Source organism: Limnohabitans planktonicus II-D5, from assembly GCF_001270065.2.
GTDB classification, from domain to species: Bacteria; Pseudomonadota; Gammaproteobacteria; order Burkholderiales; family Burkholderiaceae_C; genus Limnohabitans_A; species Limnohabitans_A planktonicus.
The window spans coordinates 1-527 of the sequence record NZ_LFYT02000148.1; the positions used below are offsets into that span (position 1 = coordinate 1).

The 527-nt window shown below is 56.2% G+C and carries 1 protein-coding gene; it reads right to left on the reverse strand.

Going from position 1 to position 527, the window contains the following annotated elements:
- Positions 1-527: YDG domain-containing protein (locus H663_RS41990; RefSeq protein WP_205872791.1), on the reverse strand; the 527-nt coding region annotated here is incomplete at both ends.

Consider the following 527-nt stretch of genomic DNA (forward strand, 5'->3'; position numbering starts at 1 on the left):
ACTCCTACTACTGTTGAAACTGTAGTGGGCAAGTTGTAGTTGCTCAAATCTGCTGTGCCAGCCGCAAAGTCAGTTGCCACCAAGGTCGCGGTGACTGTTGTTGCAGCGTTCACGTTCTTGCTGTTGTAGGTGCCGCTGGCTTTGTTCACCGTTGCAGTTTCTGCCACGCCGCCCACTGTCACGCCCGTGGCTGTGATCGCACCCGTTGCCAATGCAGCTGCTGTCGTGCCGTCATAGGTCTTGTTCTGGTTGCTCATGGCCACAGCCAAGTTGGCTTTGCTGATCGTGCCACCACCGACTACTGTTGAAACTGTAGTGGGCAAGTTGTAGTTGCTCAAATCTGCTGTGCCAGCCGCAAAGTCAGTTGCCACCAAGGTCGCGGTGACCGTTGTTGCAGCGTTCACGTTCTTGCTGTTGTAGGTGCCGCTGGCTTTGTTCACCGTTGCAGTTTCTGCCACGCCGCCCACTGTCACGCCCGTGGCTGTGATCGCACCCGTTGCCAATGCAGCTGCTGTCGTGCTGTCATA